Below are 18725 nucleotides of genomic sequence, written 5' to 3'. Positions count from 1 at the left end.
ATGCCCGAGAAACTCGCACCCGGAGTGTGGGGCGTGGTCGCCACGCCCTTCCTCGGCTCCGCCCTGGAGGTGGACGAGCCCAGCCTGGCCCGGCTGGTGGAGCACTACGCGCGGATCGGCACCACCGGTCTGACCGTGCTCGGGGTCTTCGGCGAGGCCGCCCGGCTCTCCGCCGAGGAGCGCCGGGCGGTGCTGGAGACGGTGGTCGACACGGTCGGCCTGCCGCTGGTCGTCGGGGTCACCGGACTTGCCACCGCACCGGTGCTGGAGGAGGCCCGGCTCGTCCGCGAGATGGCCGGGGACCGCCTCGCCGGGCTGATGGTGCAGGTCAACTCGCCCGATCCGCAGGTGGTCGCGGCCCACCTCAACGCGGTCCACGACGCCACCGGCGCCGGGATCGTGGTCCAGGACTACCCGGAGACCAGCCAGGTCGCCATCCGCACCGCCGACCTGGTCCGCGCCGTCCGCGCGGTCCCCTCGGCGGTCGCGGTGAAGGCCGAGGCGCCGCCCACCCCGGCGGCCGTCGCCAGGCTCACCGCCGAACTCGACGTCCCGGTCTTCGGCGGCCTGGGCGGGCTGGGCCTGCTCGACGAACTGGCGGCCGGCGCCGCCGGGGCGATGACCGGCTTCTCCTGCCCCGAGGGCCTGATCGCCTGCGTCCAGGCCTGGCGCAGCGGGGGCTACGACGCGGCCCGGGAGGCCTATCTGCCGTACCTGCCGCTGGTCAACTTCGAGGCACAGGCCGGGATCGGGCTGGCGCTGCGCAAGGAGGCCATCCGGCGGCGCGGTCTGATCACGGAGTCGGGCGTCCGGCCGCCGGCCGCGCAGCTGCCCGAGGCCCTGGTCCCGCAGCTGGAGCGGCACCTCGCCGCACTGCCCAAGGAGGTGCGCTGATGGACCTCGGCATCCGCGGCCGGGTCGCCGTGGTCGCCGCCTCCACCGGCGGTCTGGGCCGGGCGGTCGCCGAGGCGCTGGCCGCCGAGGGCGCCTCGGTCGTGGTGGCCGGGCGGCGCGGCGGCCTCGCCAAGGAGATCGCCGCCGGGCTGCCGGACGCGGTCGGCGTCCAGGTCGACCTCACCGACCCGGACGGGCCGCAGGCACTGGTCGAGGCGGCGCGGGAGGCGTACGGCGATCCCGACATCCTGGTCCTCAACGGACCCGGCCCGCGGCCCGGCACCGCCGCCGACCTGGACAGCGGCGACCTCGCCGCCGCCGTGGACGCGTTGCTGCTGGCCCAGCAGCGGCTGGTGGCGCTGGCCTTGCCCGCGATGCGCCGGCGCGGGTGGGGCCGCATCCTGGCCATCGGCTCCAGCGGGATCGCCGAGCCGCTGCCCGGGCTGGTGCTCTCCAACGCCGGACGGGCCGCCCTGGCCGCCTATCTGAAGACCCTCGCGGCCGAGGTGGCGGCGGACGGAGTCACGGTCAACCTGCTGCTGCCCGGCCGGATCGCCACCGCTCGGGTGGCGGCGCTGGACGCCGCGCGGGCCGAACGCGAACAGCGCCCGGTCGCCGAGGTCGAGGCAGCCTCGCAGGCCGCGATCCCCGCCGGACGGTACGGCACCCCCGCCGAGTTCGGCGCGGCCGCCGCCTTCCTCTGCGGCGCCCCCGCGTCGTACGTCACCGGAACCGCGCTGCGCTGCGACGGCGGCCTGGTCCGCAGCCTGTGAACGCCACCGCACGCCGCGAAGATCTCGTCGAGGTCGGCGTCGACGGGCTGTTTCTGTCGCCCTTCCCCGAAACGGCCTCCAGCCATGATTCCTCGGGCCCCGGGCTGTCACCGTGTGTCGGGTCGGGACTCATAGTGCAGGCTGTGGAAACGACCGTTTTCCTCGCGCCCGGTAGGGTCGCCGCCCAACGCCCGTACCGCCACGATCGCATACTCCTGTTCCCGCTCGTCGGTGAAGAGGCGCTGGGGATACGTGCGGGCGACATCGACGGTGGTGCTCAGACCGTGTGCGGCCAATGCCTGGACGATCGGGTGGTACGAAACTGTCCGCAGCACGAAAGCACTGACCCATACCGGTCTCCGGGCGCCGTCCAGCAGTGCCGTCAGCGTGCGGGCGGTGATATAGCTGCCGCCGCCAGTCAGTGTGATGAGGCCGACCTCGGCGAGCGCGCGCCTCAGCCTGGGGCTGGGTGAGCCCTGTTCCAGGTCGTCGGTGAAGGCGGCGTCCAGGAGCCCCACCTCCAGTGCGTAGTGCACGGCGAGGCCCGCGACGTCGAGGCCGAACACCGGCAGGGCATCCGGTCGGCGCCGCTCGGCATAGAACTCCTTGTCCCGTGCCGCGAGTTCCGCCGTCGACATCTTCTGGCAATCCGGGGACGTGTACCGCTCGTACATCTCCGCCAGCGTCACGTCGTGGTTGAGCAGCGCGGCATTGATCCCGTACGAGCAGCACACGTCCAGCACCGCCGGCCTGCGGGAGTGGCCGTCGTCCAGCGCGGCCCGTTCCGCGGCGACCTGCCGGAAGACCGGCTGCGCTTGGTGCGGGATCTCGTACTCCAGCGGGGCCAGCCGCGTGAAGTATGCGCGAGGGTCCGGCCGGTCATAGATGTCGTCGAACCGCGACTTGCCGCCCGCCACACGCCCGGTACCGCCAGAGCCCGACCCCGCCATGCCGTACTCCTCCTCGCAGAAGACATCTGTACCTCCATCATGTATCGCCTGCTTCGCCCCGGAATGTTCGCCACACAGGGGCACACAGGTGTACATGGCCGCTGTGCAACCCCAGCTGCATGTGCCGACCGCAGAACGTCCCACTGCTGTAGCCGTCTGGCGGACTGCGGAGGATGCACACCGCCATGCCGCGGCCCTCTGTGCGAGCGAGGATCGAGGACAAGCGGCTGGTCAGCATGATCGGCAAGGGGGACATCGCCCAGCACCTCAGCGGGCAGCAGATCGCCCCATTCGCGGAGCGGGTGTTCGCCACGTCCTGAGAGCGGTCGGGCTGTTTCAGGCGGAGGAGCGGCGTCGGTTCGGCCCCCGGTTCCACGGCGACGGTGACGCCCAGCGGTGGCACGCTCGCAACACTTGGACTTAGGTTTTATTGAAGCTTTGTAGGCAACATGGTTCCAACCCAGCTCGTAGCGGTCGGTGGAGCATCCTCGACCACGGGCGATCATCCCGGCCTTCCGCCGCCGGAAGGAGGGAACTGTGGCCCGACACCCCGGGGAACGCCGTCACGGCGAAACGCTACGGGCGGGTGCGGTCGACGTACGAGACACAGCGCCCAGGCGCCCTCCGGCGCGGGCACATCCTCTGCCACCTCCTCGGACGAAGAAGTGGTGGACGCCGAGATCGTCGACGACGACAACCGGAGGCGGGCTGACGATGGACAAGGGCCGGCTGCAGAAGACGGACCTCACACAGCTGCAGCGTTTGCTGGAGGAGCGCACGGCCGACCTGCAGCGAGTGAAGGCCGAGTACGACAACTACCGCAAGCGGGTGCACCGGGATCGTATGGCCGTGCGCGAGATCGCGGTGGCCAACGTCCTGCAGGCCCTGCTGCCCGTGCTGGACGCCGTCGACCGCACGTGCGCGCACGAGCCGATGACCCCGGGTCTGGAGGACATCACCGACACCCTTCAGGCCCAGCTCGGCTCGCTGGGGCTCGTGGCGTTCGGCGAGGAGGGCGACCCGTTCGACCCAGCCCGTCACGAGGCCGTGACCCACCACGTCGCCCCGGACGCCGACCAGCTCATCTGCACGGAGATCCTGCGTGCCGGGTACCGGCTCGGCGACCTCCTCGTGCGTCCGGCCTACGTGGAGGTCACCGGGCCGCCTCCACCCGCGGGGAACCCACTCACGCACGGCCGAGAAGAACCCCGATACGACGCAGCAGGAGGCAGCGACTGCCCCAGCCTCACGCGCGCAGGGCACGAAGATCGGGGCAGCTGGCGGTCTTGACGTGACCACTGCAGTGCCACATGGTGCACTGCACCCTCCACTCGCCGAGAAGGCGGAAAGAGACGGACGGGCCACAGTTCGCCTCCTACCACGGCTCTGCCGGGCCGCACGTGCTTGCACGGATCGTGCATTGTTGTCAGGCTGCGTTGGCGGCGGCGCCTGCTTCGGCCTTCACGGCGACCAGGTACTCGTGGTTGCGCATGACGAAGGTGGCGATCCCGGCTTTGCCGGCACGAGACAGGGCCTGCTGGAGCACGGAGTAGACCTTCACGTACTCCTTGCCCTTGGGGCCCAGGTAGTACGTCCTGTCGAAGAAGATCGGATCAAACTTCGTCGAGCTCCACAAATCCGCTGATCTCCAGGGACTGGGAGCGGCCGGGGGCGATGTCCTCCAGTTCGCCGGGCTCGACGAGGACGTACTCCTCGCCGGTGTCGAAGCCTTTGACGATCTCGTCGAGCGGCACCTCCTCGCCCGTGCGCTCATTCACCCGCCTGTTGCGCACACGGTCCGACGTGCCGCGCTGAAGCTGGTGGAAGTGAATCGTGTGGCTTTCCGTCGTAGTGAAGAGCTGAACCGGTACGGAGACCAGCCCGAACGTCAGAGCACCACTCCACACCGGCGGCGCCATGACCCTCACCTCCTGTCTCCATCGCACGCTCGTTCCGCGCTGATCGCATTCCGACCGTGCCGTGACCGGCCGCGGCACTCACTGCCGTCGGTTCCTCACGGCCTGCAGTTCCGCCCTCCCGGAGCGACATGGGTACGACGTGGCCACGGCTGTTCCATCAAGACGGCCTGCGCCTGTTGCCTCGCGAACCCCCGGAAGCGGGGGCTGCGGGCGCCCGATCGGGGAAAGCGGCCAAAGACGCGGCACGGTGGTCAGTGCCGAAACTCGCAACGCAGGAGGCACCCCGGCCGAGCGCCTGTCAGCGGCGGGTCAGGTGCCGGAGTAGCGGAGAAGTACCGCGAGGCCGTCCTCCAGAGGCAGTTCGTCCCGGTGCACGGCGATCAGCTCTGCCCGTGTGCCGACTGCCGCGCGGATCAGCGCGGAACCGGGGGGCTCCTCCCAGTAGTAGTTCAGGCCGAAAGCATTCAGGTCCGCGCCCGAGAGCGCGATGTGGGTCGGCTCGCTGCCCACCCACAGAGGTCGGGCGATGGACACCGGTTGGTTGAGGATCAGAGCCTGGGCCTGGGCGCGCTGCAGGACGGCGACGGTGGCGGCGACGCCTTCGACGCCGTCCCGATGACGGGCGCGCTGGGCGCGGAAGGTGTCCAGCTGCTGCCGGTCGCGCTCGGGCAACCTGTCGGCGAACAAAGTGGCCAGCCCGGCCTCCAGAAGTGCCCGGCCGGGCTCCGGTCGCCAGTGGCCGCTGTCCTTGAGCCTGACGAAGTGGTCCTGCAGTTTCCTGGGGGCGAGCCGGGTGAGGGCGTTGGTGGCCCACGGGTCGCCGGACAGGACGATCGCCTCCCTACCGAAGCTGTCCACGCCGTCCGCCAGTTCACCGATGAGCTGCTCGGCTTCCTTGGGCCAGCCTTCCACCGGTATCCGGCGAGCGGGAGGGCTGTGGGACGCGACCCGGCTCATCGGCCAGCTGCCGGTCTCATAGCCGACCTCGAGCTCGTCCTCGCCGCCATCGGCGTCCGCGCTGTGCACGCGGTGGACAACGACGACCGCGTAGCCGAGCTCCGGAACGTGCTGGAGAGCGAGCGGCAGTGTATCGGGGAGCATGCCGTACCTGGCGGTGTCGTGAGCGGGCGGTTCGGGCAGGACCTCGGCCAGGAGCAGGCGCCCGTGCGCGGCGAAGATCGCCTGGCCGTGCGGCCCGGCCACGTCGCGGTCGGTTCCGATGACGTGGGCGATGGCGTCGACGGTGGTCTGGTCGGTGTCGTGGGCACGCAGGCTGTCCCGCAGGTTCCGCCAACGCAGCTGGATGGCCCGGTCGGGTTCCTCGATATCACGGGATGTGTCGAGGTACACGGAGGCGACGGGGCCGGGGCGTTCGTACAGCGGGTTGAGGAATCGCAGCTTCACGGCTTCCTCCCGGAGTGCGCTTCGGCGGCACCCTGCCGGGTGACGGGTTCCGGTGCCGGTACAGGCCCCGGCACCGGGCCGGGCTGAGGATGTGGATCGGGCCGCGGGGCGGGCGGCGGCTGGGGATCGGGTTCGGGCTGTGGCGGCGCAGGCGGCACGGGATCCGGTCCGCCGGGAGCAGGCACAGGGCCGGGCACAGGGCCTGGTTGCGGTCCGGGACCCGGTCCGGGTGCCGGTGTGGGGCTGGGTGGTACGGGATCGACGGGAGGGGTGCCCATGGTGACTCCCTGTCTCGGCGCGGTGGACGGCATCGGGCCCTCGCCAAGGCGGGGTACCCGGCTGGTGCCGGGTAACACGGCCGGGAGGGCGATGGACGCTGGGAATGCCGCTCGCTTTCGGGCGCCCCTCCGGGCCGCCGGGGACGTCGGGGCCGCAAACGGGCAGGCGTCTGGTACGGGTCCCGGCCGGGAGGTGAGCGCGGTGGCGTGGCACCTGCGAATGACGCTGCTGGGCGTGGGCGCGATGAACTCGCCGCGATGCGCACCCGCCGGCCTGCTGGTGCGCTACCGCGGCCGCCGGATCGCATTCGACGCGGGCCCTGGGGCCGATCCGCCTCCGCGCCTGGACGCGTGGCTGGTAACCGACGAGCAGGCCGAACTCCGCTCCGCCCTGCAAAGGATGGCGGCAGACCGTGGCCTCGAGGCCCGAAGAGCCGACTGTGAATGGGGCGAACTGGTGATCCGTGCGTGTTCGGTCGCGCACACCTCGCACCCGACCTGCGGCTACAGGATCGAGGCCGACGGTGTCGTGGCCGTTTGGGCGCCGGAGTTCTGGGAGTTCCCGTCCTGGGCGATGGGCGCGGACCTGATGTTCGCGGAGGCAGCCGGCTGGGATCGGCGGATCCGGTTCCGAGGCGGGGTCGGCGGCCACGCTCACGTCCGGGAGGTTGGCCGAGAGGCTGAGCGGCACCAGGTGCGGCGCCTGGTCTACGCCCACGTCCGGGAGGTTGGCCGAGAGGCTGAGCGGCACCAGGTGCGGCGCCTGGTCTACGCCCACATTGGGCGGCCGTGCTTGCGCGCGATGGACGCCGGACTGAAGCCGGAGTGGGGCGAGTGGGGGCGCGCGGGGCGCACGTACTCACTGCTGCCCGCACAGTGTGGTTGATGCGCACCATGCGGCGCTGACGCGTCGACGTGCCGCGGTTTCCGGTCTGGCGTGAGGAAGGCCGGGCAGTGGCTTCTGGGGTGGCCGGCGTCGGCGAAGTGCAGGTGCCAGGTGTGGTGCGGGCTGGGTTGGAGGCGCGCGTCGACGCAGGTCGCGAGGTGACCGCCGTGGGGGGGCACGCTCGACCATGATCCGAACCAGGTGCGGGCCAACACGCGGCACGCCTTCACCGCACGTACCGCGCGTGGCTGTTCGAGGGACGGGATCAGGGTCGCGCCGGGTCGTGCTGCGGCGAACGAGTGCCCCGTTCAGGCGGGGCTTCCAAGTGCAGAGACAGCCGTTCGGCACAGATGCTTGACCGCAGCCTCGTCTTCGGAATGGGCGGCGCCGCCGGAACGTCGCAGGAAGCCGGTGACCATCGCGGCGCCTCGGCACGCAGACCCAGAAGTTCATCCTCCGGGACCGGCTCGGCAAGGGCGAACTCCCCGCACTCCCCTGACGGGTCGCGGATATCCAGGACCGTGCACTGCCTGACCAGGCTACTCGCCTCCGGACGAGACACTCGCTCCGTCCTGGGCACAGGCCCGCGGTGTCAGCGCGGCGCGACGTACAGGCTTTGCGCACTCCGCCCGATGGGTCCCTTCTCGTCGTGCAGTTGCGTGTCGGCGAGTCCGACACCGCCCGAGTCCACACTCGTACGGGCGTCGAGGCACACCCACTCGCCGACCGGGTACCGGTGCAGATGGACCGTCAGGTCGGCGTTGACGAAGAGGTGCCGGGCTGGGTCGAGTACGTTACTGACGCCGTTTCCGGAGTCGGCGGCCACCAGGACCCGGTCCAGCGGCTGCGGTTCATCGCCCGCGATGAGCGGTATGCGCATGCGCATCCAGCACGTCGCGGGGCCGCGTTCGGTGAATGCGCCCGCGGTGAACCGCCAGTCCATCGAGGTGTGGTAGCCGATGTCCCACGGAACGGGGAAGAACCTCCCGCTGCCGCCATCGCCGGGCGGCGCCACGAGCGGCCCCTGGCTGACCACGGGGCCCGGCTCCGTGGCCGTTCTGATACGCAGCGCCCTGGCCAGCATCACCGGCTCGCCGCCGTCGGGTGTCAGCGTGGCCTCGACGAGTTCGACGTTCCGCCCGGCGCGCACTACCTGGGTCGACGTCTGCAGCGGGCGGATCGGGACCGGACGCAGGATCTCGTACGTGATCCTGGAGACACGCATGTCGGTGCGGCCCCCGGGGCGCTCGGTGACGGCACGGCCCAGGAGTGCGGCGGGCGGGCCCGCGTGCTGAGCGCCGGGATCCCAGGGACCCCGGGTGCCTTCGGTGGGTGCGAATCGGTTCTCGGAGAGCCGCTCGAAGAACGCCTCGGGCTCTGACATGACCAGCCGCCTTTTCTGTGTAGCCCCGCATAACCCGGGTACTGGAGCCGGACCTTCGGGTTCTGTCAGATGCTGTCCGCGGCGTGGCGTTCCACGATCGCGGCGGCGTCGGTGCCATGCGGCAGGATGCCGTAGTGATGTCCGCGGCCCTCGCCGAGTCGCGCAGCGATGAACGCCTCCGCCATGGGGGCGGGCGCGTGCCGGAGCATCAGCGAGGACTGGAGGGCCAGTGCCATGCCCTCGACCGTGGCGCGGGCGCGGGTCTGTGCGGCGACCGGGTCACGCAGATCCCGTGACAGCTCCTGCCGTACGCGGCGCAGGTGTGTGTCGAGCACGGCGTGGATTCCGGCCGTCTGTTCCAGTTCGGCCCAGAAGGCGTCCAGCGACTGCGGCGTCTTGGCGATGCCTCGCAGCACGTCGAGCGCGATGACGTTGCCGGACCCTTCCCACACGGCCAGCAGGGGCTGTTCGCGGTAGCGGCGGGCCAGCGGCCAGTCCTCCGTGTAGCCGTTGCCGCCCAGACACTCCAGCGCCTCGTAGGCGTGCTGAGGGCCGCGCTTGCAGATCCAGTACTTGGACACCGCGGTGGCCAGCCGCCGGAACATCGCCTCGGACTCGCCGCTGCCGGCCTCGTACGCGTGCGCAAGGCGCAGCGCGGTCCAGGTGGCGGCCTCGGTCTCCAATGCCAGGTCGGCCAGGACCGCCGTCATGGCCGGCTGTTCGGTCAGGCGGGCCCCGAAAGCGCGGCGGTGCCGGGCGTGCCAGACGGCCTCGGACAAGGACTGACGCATGCCCGCGGTGGTCCCGAGCACACAGTCGAGGCGCGTGTGGTTGACCATCTCGATGATGGTGGGCACGCCACGGCCCGGCTCACCGATCCGCTGCGCCCAGGTGCCGTCGAACTCCACCTCGGAGGAGGCGTTCGACTTGTTCCCCAGTTTGTTCTTCAGCCGCTGGATACCGATGGTGTTGCGGGTGCCGTCGGGCAGCACGCGGGGCACGAGGAAGCAGGTCAGCCCAGCATCGGCCTGGGCCAGGACGAGGAAGGCGTCGGACTGCGGGGCGGAGAAGAACCACTTGTGGCCGGTGAGCAGATGGACCCGGCCGTCCGGGTCGGAGAGCACGGGTGCCGCCACGGTGGTGTTGGCCCGTACGTCGGAGCCGCCCTGCTTCTCCGTCATCCCCATGCCGAACATGAGACCCGACTTCAGGCCCGGCGCGATCATGCGCGGGTCGTAGGAGCGGCTGAGCAGGCCCGGCAGCCAGTCCCGGCCCACCTCCGGGTCGCGCTGGAGGACCGGGACCACGGCGTGCGCCATCGATGTCGGGCAGGCGTGGCCCGGCTCGATCTGGGCGAACAGCATGAACGTCGCCGCCCGTGCCACGGCACCGCCGGGCTTGGGGTCGGCCCAGCCCGAGGTGTGCGCGCCATGGCGCACGGCCGCGCCGAGTACGTCGTGGTAGGCGGGGTGGAAGTCGACCTCGTCGACCCGGTTGCCGTACCGGTCGTGCGTGCGCAGCTCGGGCGGGGAGGTGTGGGCCGACTCCGCCCAGCTCTGGAACTTCTCCGAGCCGACCAGCGCGCCGATCTCGTGCAGCTCCCGATCGTGCCAGGCCGCCCCGTACTGCCGTACGCCCTCCATGAGGGGCTGATTCGTGCCGTACTCGTCGATGTCGACCCGGCGTGGTGCCTGGTTGACCACGTCATGCGTCCGGTGCTGTGCGGGCCGGATACCGGCCGGGAATTCGGTCACCGTCATGACGGGAGCCCTCTCTGATGGTCGGTGTGCTGCTGATCGGGTCTGTCGGCGGCGCCGACCGCCCGCAGGGACAGTGCGGCGATGGCCTCGACCACCGGCTCGGGTTCGGTCTGCTCGCTGACCGGTGAGAGCGGGCCGAGAAGCGCCTCGCTGATCGCCCCGGTCACGGCGGCCGCCGACAACCGGGCGTCCTGCGGGGGAAGTTCACCGGAGGCGATGCCGGCCGCGATGGTCTCCTCGGCCAGGGCGTGATAGCCACGCCGGTAGGTCAGACGCTCGGCCTCGACGAGCGGATCGACCGGTTCGGCGATCATCGCCCAGGCGGTCCGGCGTGCTCGCAGGGCCCGGTACGAGAAGGCCTCGACCAGGGCCCGCAGCTGCTCCGCCGCGCCGCTCTCGGCGTGTACCGCCTCTCGTACGGCGGCAAGCTCGTGCCCGGCGATGTGCCGGAAGACCGCTGCGAGCAGTTCCTGCTTGGACGCGAAGTGGTTGTAGACGCTGCCGGTGGCCACCCCCGCCCGCTCGGCAAGCGCGGAGACGCTGGCCGCGGCGTAGCCGCCCTCGGCCAGCAGACCGCGCGCGGCCTCCAGCAGCCGCTCGCGATGGGCAAGCCGTTTCGCCTCTGTACGGGCCGTGGATCGATAGGCCATGATGCTCTGAACCCCGATTCATATGTTGCGTCACCACTGATATCACCTCCAGAGGTGTCACACAACGATCAGGAGCGGCATCCATCTCAGTGCCATGCCGGACGGCACCGTCCGTAAACCGGCGACGAGGTAGCCCTCGTCTACGGCGTAGCCGCCGTCGACGACGTGCTCGAGGCGCTGATAGCCCTGGCCAGTTGTTTGTGAATGCCGTCGAGGTCATCGATGTCCTGCTGCGATGCCGGGCGGGTGACGACCTGAACGATGACGTTCGGGCTCGTCTCATCGCAGGTCTCCGTCTGGTGAGCGCGATCACCGATCCAGTCGCGCTGGCCGTCCGCGGTGACCTTCCCCCCGTAGTGGGCCTCGAGATCGCGCGGATCCGCCCCGTCGCTTGACCGGCCCAGCCTCTGCAAGCCAGCCCACGAACAGCACCAAAAGCCGGTCCGCGCAGTCGCCTTCGGCCACCCGGTCACGGAATTAGCTCAGGACCGTGAAGTCAGAGCCCGGATCATGCAGTTCGAGACTGAGACAGTACTTCCGGTCCAGACGGCAGCGGACGACGTCCGCCGCCTGCCGGTCGGTGAGACGCTCGGTGACGCGTTCGGTCAGCGTGCAGTCCTCGATGATCTGCGATCGGTTCTCGCGCGTCCGGGGCGCTCATGCGGAGGACGTGCCGGGGCGGCACGCGCCCTTTCATTCTTGTTGGTTGACGTGCATGTCGGATGCTCGCGATGGGGAGGCGTCTTCCAGTTGCTCCTCAAGTGCGGGCGGCGTGCCGAAGGCCCGTGCCTGTGAGGGTGCGGGGCCCAGGTCTTCTTCGGCCCAGACGACCTTGCCGTCCGATAGCGATCGGGAGCCCCATCTGCGGGACAGCTGGGCAACCAGGAACAGGCCGCGGCCGTTCTCGTCGATGGTGCGTGCGCGACGCAGATGCGGGGAGCCGACGCTGGTATCGAACACCTCGCAGGTCAGGACTTGGTGCTGGATCAGACGCAGACCGATCGGGCCGGTGCTGTGGCAGACGGCGTTGGTGACCAGTTCACTGACAATCAGATTGGTGGGGTCCTTGAGACCTTCCAGGCCCCATTCGGTCAGCTGGCGGGCTGCCATGTGCCGGGCGCTGCGGACAGCGGTCAGGTCACCCGGCAGCTTCCAGGAGGCGACCTGGGTCGGGCTGAGTGAGCGGGTCCGGACCAGGAGCAGGGTGACATCGTCGGACGGTGCCCGACCCGGGCAGGTCTCCGTCACGCGGGTGCAGAGGTCTTCCAGGGAGAGGCCTGGTTGTGCCAGGGCGGCGCCCAGGCGGTGCATTCCCACGTCGATGTCGCGGTCGCGGCTCTCGATCAGGCCGTCGGTGTACAGGGCGAGGAGACTTCCCTCGGGCAGTTCCAGCTCCACGGCCTCGAAAGGGACCCCCAGCCCGATGCCGAGTGGGGCTCCGGTGGGAAGGTCGGGGAAGGTGACCCGGCCCTGCGGGTCGATGATCGCGGGCGGGAGGTGCCCGGCCCGTGCCATGGTGCACCGGCGGGTGACCGGGTCGTAGACGGCATACAGGCAGGTGGCGCCCACAACCGCGGGGGTCTGGTCCGGGGCGTCGGCCTCTTCCTCGGCCAGTCGCTGGACCGTGTCATCGAGGTGGGTCAGCAGTTCGTCGGGGGGCAGCTCCATGTCGGCCAGCGTGTGGACGGCGGTGCGCAGCCTGCCCATGGTCGCGGCAGCGTTGATGCCGTGCCCGACCACATCGCCGACCACGAGGGCCACCCGGGCGCCGGACAGCGGGATCACATCGAACCAGTCTCCCCCGACGCCGTGATCCATGTCCGCGGGCAGGTAGCGCGAGGCCGCCTCGACTGCCATGCCGCCCCTCAAACGGTGAGGGAGCAGGTTGCGTTGCAGCGCGAGGGCCGCGGTCTGTTCGCGGGTGTACTGGCGAGCATTGTCCAAGGTCAGCGCTGCGCGACTGACGAGTTCTTCGGCCAGGATCAGATCGAACTCCTGGAACGGCACCGGGTTCTCGGTGCGAATGAAAAACGCCACGCCCAGCAGGGCGCGCCGCGCACGGATGGGTACGACCATCACGGAGTGCACGCCGTTTTCATGGATCATCTGCGCCCGTGCAGGGTCCTGGTCGATCCATGTGCCCGGTGCGGTGTCGAGGATCGGCTCCAGATGGGAAGACCCGGTGCGCAGGACCTCGGTGAAGGGTGAGGCGGACGGCACGGGGACCGACTCACCGCGCGCCCATGGGGATTCTGGGACACCTTGGCGGATCGAGGCCAGACCGGCACGTCGGAACATAGGCAGGCGCTCGCCCATGAGGCCGATGTGGACCGGGGGCCCTTCGCCGAACGGGACCGACTGCTCAAGGTCGACGGCGGCGTAGTCGGCGAGCAGGGGCACGGCAAGGTCGGCCAGTTCCTGGCTGATCCGCATCACGTCCAGGGTGCCGCCCAGGCGCGTACTGGCCTCGCTGAGGATGGCAAGGCACTCCTGCGCCCGCTGGCTCTCGGTGACATCAACGCTGATGACGGCTACCCCCAGCGCTTGACCGTCGGCGCCTTGGAGGCAGAAGCACGAACCCGCGAATGTGTGCTCCCGTCGCGGGCCCGTCGGCAGCCACCTCCGGAACTCGTGGACCTTGGTGGTGCCGCTCTTCAGCACCTGCCGCATCACCACGTCGAGCGCTTCGGCCTTGGGGCCGGGCCAAGCATCACTGATGTGACGCCCGAGCCGTCGCTCACGGCAAATGCCGTCGTGGCTCTCCATCGTGTCATTCACCCAGGTACAACGCAGCTGCGGGTCACGAACGACGATGCCGATCGGTGCCCGGGCAAGAAGTGACTCCCGCACCGATCCGTTCACCACTTTCCCGGGGAGCGTGTCCATGTGGGTCACCGACACGAGCCACCGCACCGTTCCGTGCTGCCCCCACAACATCGAGATCCGCAGGTTGACGTGGAGGATGCGGCCGTCTCGGTGGCGCACGGCCGTCGTGCCCGACGAGCCGTCTTGGGCACGGCACTGCTCGACGAACGCCGATATCGTCTGCGCTTCCTCGGTCGATGACAGTAGGAGTGCGGCAGACCTGCCCACAACGTCCCCGGCGGAATACCCGACAAGCTGCTCGGCGGCCTGCGTCCATGCGACCACCGTCCCAGGCTCGTCGAGCATCGCGACCACCAACTCTGATGGCTCACGCGCGTTGCGGTGCTTACCGAGCGTCACATTGGTAGTGCTCATCATCGAAAATGTTGTCCTTACATGGGTGACGGAGGGGCGGTATCGGGCACAGGAAGCCGATGCGTGGACGGCTGCGACAGCGGCAGCCAGGGCCACGGCAGGGTGGACACCTGGAGCAACCCGCGCCTCACCTCCGCTCTCGATTCCAGACGCCGATATGGTCACGAATCCGACCCAATTTGCATCTTTTGGGTGATTGACCGGATGGTGCTCTGATCTGTGACAGAGACGCAGCCGCGCCTGGTACCACCTCCGTCACCAAGGCCGTTATCAGGCACTGACGACTTGGTTGGCGGGCTGACTGCCTGGGACGATCCTCGGGCGTTGGCCGTCAGGAGGGGAATTCATGGCGTCGTCGTACAGGGGCGTGCCGGTTCCCGGTTCCCGGCGGAGGTCAGGTATGAGGTGTTCGTCAAGGTCACCGGCGAGCGGCAGTAACGTGGCGAGCGGTGGTCCAGGACGGCAACGTCCTGGACGTCCTCGTTCAGAGCCGCCCACATCCGGGCCGCCCGGCTCGTGCCGTACCAGGAGGTCATTGGCCCGAAGGAGGCCGCTGCCGGGCAGGTCGCGCTGCGGCTGTGGGCGCCCGAAGCCGTTGCCCACCGCCGAGGCGGTCGCCGCGTCGGCACGCTCGTTGACGCTCACAGCGGCGAACTGAGGGACGACGACCCCCGGCACTGACCAGCGGGGGGCGCGGGCCTGGGCTCAGGGTTCCGTGGTCCGTGTGCTCAGCAAGGCTTTCTGCTTGTGCTTGGCGGAGATGAACTTGTCCCGGTCCTTGGGTCCGGCGGCCTGCCGCCGGCCCCGTGTCCCGGTGCCGTCGACGATGCCGGTCTTCCCGGTCGCGCCGAGATGGTCGAGGACGTCGGCCAGGATCCGCAGCCGCACGTCCGGGCTGATGGTGCATCCCCACTCGGCGAGCAGCGCACGCACGCTACGAGATCAGCGATCACGCCGGCCCTCAGGTCCGTGATCCGCCGGTTGCTGCTGGTCACCCCGTGCGTCGCATCCCCCACCACGTAACCATGATCAACGATCACGGCTGCCGAGCGCCTCACCGCACACCATGCACGAGCTCGTCAGCCATACGACCAGGGAACCCGTGATGTTGTGACAGTGGCTCGTACCTGTACGCCGGGGTCCGCGGGCCCGAGCCGGCGTCTCCTATTGCCGCGAGCATCTCAATGGCTGAACGGCCAGTTGTCACAGGGCGCACCGTCACACGGTCTGATGGGTGACTTCACCACATGGCTCGCGGCATGCGACATCCGAGATGAGGAACATCATGTCCCCAGTAAAACCTTTCGTGATCGTCGGAGGCGGTCTGGCCGCGGGCAAGGCGGCGGAGGCACTGCGGGAGCACGGCCACAGCGGCCCGCTCCTCATCATCGGCGACGAGCCGGAGCGGCCCTACCTCCGGCCGCCGCTTTCCAAGGGCTACCTGCTGGGCAAGGAGGAGCGCGACTCGATCTTCGTGCACCCCGAGGACTGGTACACGGAGCACGGAGTCGACCTGTTCCTGGGCACGAGTGTGAGGGCTGTCGATGGGCGGGCCAGGGAGGTGGAACTGGACGACGGGCGTCGCGTGCCCTACGCCAAACTGCTCCTGGCGACCGGTTCGTCTCCGCGCCGCCTCTCGATTCCCGGAGCAGACCTCGACAACGTTCTGTATCTGCGGCGCGTGGGAGACAGCGAACGGCTTAAAACCGCCTTCACCGAGGGGGCGAAGATCGTCGTCATCGGCGGCGGCTGGATCGGCCTCGAGACCGCCGCGGCCGCCCGGATGGCCGGGGCGGAGGTGACGGTGCTCGAACACTCGGAGCTGCCGTTGCTGAAGGTGCTCGGGCGCGAGGCGGCAGAAGTGTTCGCCGGTCTGCACAAGGATCACGGGGTGGATCTGCGCCCCCGCGCGCAGGTCGAGAGCATCACCGGAACCCGCGGTCGCGTGGACGGGGTGACGCTCGCCGACGGCAGCCACCTGGCCGCGGACGCCGTGGTCGTGGGCATCGGCATCACACCCAACGTCCGACTTGCGGAGGAAGCGGGCCTGGACGTGCGGAATGGCATCGTCACCGACCAGCACCTGCGGACCTCGGTGCCCGACATCTACGCCGCGGGTGACGTCGCCAACGCCTACCACCCGCTGCTCGACCGTCACATCCGCGTCGAGCACTGGGCCAATGCCTTGAACCAGCCGGACACAGCCGCGCTGAGCATGCTCGGCGCGGACGCCGTCTACGACAGGCTTCCGTACTTCTACACCGATCAGTACGACCTCGGGATGGAGTACGTGGGGTACACGGAACCAGGCGGCTACGACCGCGTGGTCTTCCGCGGCAACGTCGCCGAACGGCAGTTCATCGCCTTCTGGATGTCGGGCAACCGTGTCCTTGCGGGGATGAGCGTCAATGTCTGGGACGTCATCGATCCGATCCGTTCCTTGATCCTGTCCGAGGCCGGCGTAGACGACGCCCGCCTCGCCGATCCCGGTGTCCCCCTGGAGAGCCTCCTCCCCTGACGCTCACCCACGAGGGTGAGGGGCGACGACATCGCAGGCCAGCGTCACCTTCTCACCCACGTACCAGCGCACACATACCGTGCCGGGCATGGCGCCTGGCAGCAGCGATGAAGCGAACCCGTGGCGCAGCCCGCCGCCGGACCGCGGGACGTTCTTCGGCACGGCCCTCCTGAGACGGAAAATCCGCGACCCCGGTGTCACAATTACCTCGATCGCCCGGTCGTACTCAATGACGCCCAAGGCAATCGGAGTAATCGTGGCTATCACCGAACAACGTCTGTCCACCATGGTGCTGGTGATCGGTACCGGCGGAGCCGGCCTGCGCGCGGCGATCGAGCTGGCCGAGGCCGGTATCGATGTCCTCGCCGTCGGCAAGCGCCCCAAGGACGACGCCCACACGGCCCTCGCCGCCGGGGGAATCAACGCGGCCCTGGCCACGATGGACCCCGGGGACAGCTGGCAACAGCACGCCGCGGACACCCTCAAGGAGAGCTACCTGCTCGCCGATCCGCGCACCGCCGAGATCGTCACCCAGGGCGCCGCCCTGGGCATCGACGATCTGGAGCGCTACGGCATGGCCTTCGCCAGGGAGGATGACGGCCGTATCTCCCAGCGATTCTTCGGCGCGCACAAGTTCCGGCGCACTGCCTTCGCCGGCGATTACACCGGCCTGGAGATCCAGCGCACCCTCATCAGACGCGCAGGCCAGCTCAACATTCCCATGCTCGACAGCGTCTACATCACCCGGCTCCTGGTTCATGACGGTGCCGTGTTCGGGGCCTACGGCTTCGACCTCACGAACGGAACGCGTTACCTCATCCACGCCGACGCCGTCATCCTCGCGGCCGGCGGCCACACCCGGATCTGGCGGCGCACCTCCTCGCGACGGGACGAGAACACCGGTGACTCGTTCCGGCTGGCCGTCGAGGCCGGGGCCCGCCTGCGCGACCCGGAGCTGGTCCAGTTCCACCCGTCCGGCATCATCGAGCCGGAGAATGCTGCGGGCACCCTGGTCAGCGAGGCCGCACGCGGCGAGGGCGGCATCCTGCGCAACGGGCTCGGGGAGCGGTTCATGGACCGCTACGATCCCGAGCGCATGGAACTCTCCACCCGTGACCGCGTGGCCCTCGCCTCGTACACGGAAATCAGGGAAGGACGCGGCACAGCCAAGGGCGGGGTATGGCTCGACGTCTCCCACCTCCCCCGGCAGACGATCATGACCCGGCTCCCCCGGGTCTATCAGACGCTTCTGGACCTGCAGATGCTGGACATCACCCGCGAGCCGATCGAGGTCGCGCCCACGGCGCACTACTCGATGGGCGGGGTCTGGGTCCGGCCCGAGGACCACAGCACCGACGTCCGCGGCCTCTACGCCATCGGTGAGGCGTCGAGCGGGCTGCACGGCGCCAACCGTCTCGGCGGCAACAGCCTCATCGAGCTGCTGGTCTACGGCCGCATCACCGGGCAGGCAGCCGCCGCCTACTCGGAGTCGCTGACTGCGCAACCGCGGTCGGCATCGGCGGTGTCCGAGGCCCGTGCGGAGGTCGACGACCTGCTCGCCGCGGACGGGCCGGAGAACGTCCGCGCACTGCAGCGCGCCATCCGTAACACCATGACCGAGCACGCAGGAGTCGTACGCGACGAGGAAGGGCTGCGTGCCGGGCTGACGGAACTCGCTGAGATCGAAAAGAGGATGGAGCACGTCGGCATCCATCCCGACATCGCCGGCTACCAGGATCTCGCGCACGCCTTCGACCTCAAGTCCGCAGCTCTGGCCGCCCGGGCCACACTCGAAGCGGCACTCGAGCGCCGTGAGACCCGCGGCTGCCACAACCGCAGCGACTACCCGGACATGGATCCCGCACTCCAGGTCAACCTCGTGTGGTCACCGAGCACGGGGATCACACGCGAGAGCATCACCGCCATCCCGGACGAGATTTCCTCTCTGATGGAAGAGGTCTCGACCGAAGGAAAGCTCGCCGAGTAACCTGCCGGGTTCGCCTTACAGCACAGGGCGCCTGCAGGCTTATCCCTTGCATACGCACATACTCGTAATGTCACGTGGACAT

17 protein-coding genes are annotated in these 18725 nt (G+C 69.6%); 7 read left to right on the top strand and 10 right to left on the bottom strand.

What is annotated here, in order from left to right:
* The gene (locus tag C4B68_RS38335) at window positions 1-894 is read left to right on the top strand and encodes a dihydrodipicolinate synthase family protein (protein WP_099506291.1); all 894 of its coding nucleotides are present in this window, start codon (window positions 1-3) and stop codon (window positions 892-894) included.
* Window positions 894-1667, top strand: coding sequence for an SDR family oxidoreductase (locus tag C4B68_RS38330; protein ID WP_099506292.1), 774 nt, complete (start codon window positions 894-896; stop codon window positions 1665-1667). Before C4B68_RS38335 ends, C4B68_RS38330 begins: the two co-directional genes overlap by 1 nt.
* A 107-nt stretch (window positions 1668-1774) precedes the next feature.
* On the opposite strand, the gene C4B68_RS38325 is transcribed toward C4B68_RS38330, so the two are convergent.
* A complete protein-coding gene (locus tag C4B68_RS38325; protein WP_099506293.1) occupies window positions 1775-2617 on the bottom strand; it encodes a hypothetical protein in 843 nt (280 codons plus the stop codon).
* A gap of 185 nt (window positions 2618-2802) precedes the next feature.
* On the opposite strand from C4B68_RS38325, the gene C4B68_RS44235 reads away from it, so the two are divergent.
* Together C4B68_RS44235 and grpE are read left to right on the top strand one after the other, a co-directional pair.
* Window positions 2803-2937 (top strand): hypothetical protein, encoded by a 135-nt coding sequence (locus tag C4B68_RS44235; protein ID WP_257217532.1) that lies wholly within the window; start codon window positions 2803-2805, stop codon window positions 2935-2937.
* A 394-nt stretch (window positions 2938-3331) separates the two neighbouring features.
* Complete coding sequence (grpE, locus tag C4B68_RS38320) at window positions 3332-3907, top strand: nucleotide exchange factor GrpE (protein ID WP_099506294.1); 576 nt, start codon at window positions 3332-3334, stop codon at window positions 3905-3907.
* 136 nt (window positions 3908-4043) lie between these two features.
* On the opposite strand, the gene C4B68_RS45020 is transcribed toward grpE, so the two are convergent.
* The 3 genes from C4B68_RS45020 to C4B68_RS38310 all read right to left on the bottom strand — a co-directional run bounded on the left by C4B68_RS45020 (window position 4044) and on the right by C4B68_RS38310 (window position 5940).
* Window positions 4044-4253 carry a Ku protein gene (locus C4B68_RS45020; RefSeq protein ID WP_441349333.1) on the bottom strand — a complete coding sequence of 70 codons (210 nt, stop codon included), beginning with the start codon at window positions 4251-4253 and terminating at the stop codon, window positions 4044-4046.
* Entirely contained in the window at window positions 4231-4536 is a 306-nt protein-coding gene (locus C4B68_RS38315) for a Ku protein (RefSeq protein ID WP_441349334.1), read from the bottom strand. Before C4B68_RS38315 ends, C4B68_RS45020 begins: the two co-directional genes overlap by 23 nt.
* A gap of 309 nt (window positions 4537-4845) precedes the next feature.
* On the bottom strand, window positions 4846-5940 hold the full coding sequence (locus tag C4B68_RS38310; protein WP_099506295.1) for a baeRF2 domain-containing protein: 1095 nt from the start codon (window positions 5938-5940) through the stop codon (window positions 4846-4848).
* 480 nt (window positions 5941-6420) lie between these two features.
* Between C4B68_RS38310 and C4B68_RS38300 the strand changes: the two genes are divergently transcribed.
* Window positions 6421-7104: an MBL fold metallo-hydrolase gene (locus C4B68_RS38300; RefSeq protein ID WP_099506312.1), complete on the top strand. Its 684-nt coding sequence runs from the start codon at window positions 6421-6423 to the stop codon at window positions 7102-7104.
* Between the two features lie 592 nt (window positions 7105-7696).
* On the opposite strand, the gene C4B68_RS38295 is transcribed toward C4B68_RS38300, so the two are convergent.
* The 6 genes from C4B68_RS38295 to C4B68_RS38270 form a co-directional block, all read right to left on the bottom strand.
* Window positions 7697-8488, bottom strand: a complete 792-nt coding sequence (locus tag C4B68_RS38295; RefSeq protein ID WP_099506296.1) for a thioesterase family protein — start codon at window positions 8486-8488, stop codon at window positions 7697-7699.
* 65 nt (window positions 8489-8553) lie between these two features.
* Window positions 8554-10248 carry an acyl-CoA dehydrogenase family protein gene (locus C4B68_RS38290; RefSeq protein ID WP_099506297.1) on the bottom strand — a complete coding sequence of 565 codons (1695 nt, stop codon included), beginning with the start codon at window positions 10246-10248 and terminating at the stop codon, window positions 8554-8556.
* On the bottom strand, window positions 10245-10898 hold the full coding sequence (locus C4B68_RS38285) for a TetR/AcrR family transcriptional regulator (RefSeq protein WP_099506298.1): 654 nt from the start codon (window positions 10896-10898) through the stop codon (window positions 10245-10247). The genes C4B68_RS38290 and C4B68_RS38285 overlap by 4 nt, the downstream gene beginning before the upstream one ends.
* A gap of 140 nt (window positions 10899-11038) precedes the next feature.
* The gene (locus C4B68_RS38280) at window positions 11039-11371 is read right to left on the bottom strand and encodes a hypothetical protein (RefSeq protein WP_099506299.1); all 333 of its coding nucleotides are present in this window, start codon (window positions 11369-11371) and stop codon (window positions 11039-11041) included.
* A gap of 220 nt (window positions 11372-11591) precedes the next feature.
* On the bottom strand, window positions 11592-14141 hold the full coding sequence (locus tag C4B68_RS38275) for a SpoIIE family protein phosphatase (protein WP_099506300.1): 2550 nt from the start codon (window positions 14139-14141) through the stop codon (window positions 11592-11594).
* A gap of 702 nt (window positions 14142-14843) precedes the next feature.
* Complete coding sequence (locus tag C4B68_RS38270; RefSeq protein WP_240634612.1) at window positions 14844-15071, bottom strand: hypothetical protein; 228 nt, start codon at window positions 15069-15071, stop codon at window positions 14844-14846.
* A gap of 352 nt (window positions 15072-15423) precedes the next feature.
* Here C4B68_RS38270 and C4B68_RS38265 point away from each other — a divergent pair, with 352 nt between their 5' ends.
* Together C4B68_RS38265 and C4B68_RS38260 are read left to right on the top strand one after the other, a co-directional pair.
* The gene (locus tag C4B68_RS38265) at window positions 15424-16656 is read left to right on the top strand and encodes an NAD(P)/FAD-dependent oxidoreductase (RefSeq protein ID WP_099506301.1); all 1233 of its coding nucleotides are present in this window, start codon (window positions 15424-15426) and stop codon (window positions 16654-16656) included.
* 286 nt (window positions 16657-16942) lie between these two features.
* The gene (locus C4B68_RS38260) at window positions 16943-18643 is read left to right on the top strand and encodes an L-aspartate oxidase (RefSeq protein ID WP_167459347.1); all 1701 of its coding nucleotides are present in this window, start codon (window positions 16943-16945) and stop codon (window positions 18641-18643) included.
* The last annotated feature ends 82 nt before the right edge of the window (window positions 18644-18725 follow it).

It is taken from the genome of Streptomyces dengpaensis, from assembly GCF_002946835.1.
Classification (GTDB): domain Bacteria; phylum Actinomycetota; class Actinomycetes; order Streptomycetales; family Streptomycetaceae; genus Streptomyces; species Streptomyces dengpaensis.
The sequence above is the reverse complement of the archived record's forward strand: the minus strand, read 5'-3'. Positions and strand labels throughout refer to the sequence as shown.

Bases quoted from the DNA above. Each gene is read 5' to 3' on its own strand.
- C4B68_RS38290 (WP_099506297.1), bottom strand. From the start codon at position 10,248: ATGACGGTGACCGAATTCCCGGCCGGTATCCGGCCCGCACAGCACCGG.
- C4B68_RS38275 (WP_099506300.1), bottom strand. From the start codon at position 14,141: ATGATGAGCACTACCAATGTGACGCTCGGTAAGCACCGCAACGCGCGT.
- grpE (WP_099506294.1), top strand. From the start codon at position 3,332: ATGGACAAGGGCCGGCTGCAGAAGACGGACCTCACACAGCTGCAGCGT.
- C4B68_RS44235 (WP_257217532.1), top strand. From the start codon at position 2,803: ATGCCGCGGCCCTCTGTGCGAGCGAGGATCGAGGACAAGCGGCTGGTC.
- C4B68_RS38295 (WP_099506296.1), bottom strand. From the start codon at position 8,488: ATGTCAGAGCCCGAGGCGTTCTTCGAGCGGCTCTCCGAGAACCGATTC.
- C4B68_RS38335 (WP_099506291.1), top strand. From the start codon at position 1: ATGCCCGAGAAACTCGCACCCGGAGTGTGGGGCGTGGTCGCCACGCCC.
- C4B68_RS38260 (WP_167459347.1), top strand. From the start codon at position 16,943: ATGGTGCTGGTGATCGGTACCGGCGGAGCCGGCCTGCGCGCGGCGATC.
- C4B68_RS38265 (WP_099506301.1), top strand. From the start codon at position 15,424: ATGTCCCCAGTAAAACCTTTCGTGATCGTCGGAGGCGGTCTGGCCGCG.
- C4B68_RS38325 (WP_099506293.1), bottom strand. From the start codon at position 2,617: ATGGCGGGGTCGGGCTCTGGCGGTACCGGGCGTGTGGCGGGCGGCAAG.
- C4B68_RS38330 (WP_099506292.1), top strand. From the start codon at position 894: ATGGACCTCGGCATCCGCGGCCGGGTCGCCGTGGTCGCCGCCTCCACC.
- C4B68_RS38285 (WP_099506298.1), bottom strand. From the start codon at position 10,898: ATGGCCTATCGATCCACGGCCCGTACAGAGGCGAAACGGCTTGCCCAT.
- C4B68_RS38315 (WP_441349334.1), bottom strand. From the start codon at position 4,536: ATGGCGCCGCCGGTGTGGAGTGGTGCTCTGACGTTCGGGCTGGTCTCC.